General features: G+C 67.6%; 1 protein-coding gene. It reads left to right on the top strand.

Annotation, left to right across the window (positions count from 1 at the left end; genetic code table 11):
* The coding region (locus ACZ3HH_RS30575) for a transposase (RefSeq protein WP_465810399.1) at nt 1–259 on the top strand (259 nt) is incomplete at both ends.

Raw genomic sequence — 259 nt, 5'->3', positions numbered from 1 at the left:
ATGGCGGTTCCGGCATCCGCTCCGCCTTGGCCGCCACCTGGCCCGACACCGCGGTGCAGCGCTGCATCTTCCACCTGCAACTGAACGTCACCCGCGAGCTGACCCGAAATCCCCGCACCCGCGCCGGCCGCGACCTGCGTCAGATCTCCCTTGCCCTGACCGCGATCCACACCATCGACGACGCCATCGCCTGGCGGCTCACGTTGCAAGCCTGGTGGCAGACGCACGGGCATCTCACCAAAGAACGCACCCTCTACAC

The organism is Pseudomonas sp. PME37.24/025, from assembly GCF_055556615.1.
Note: the sequence above shows the minus strand (reverse complement) of the source record. Positions and strands in the feature narration are given on the sequence as shown.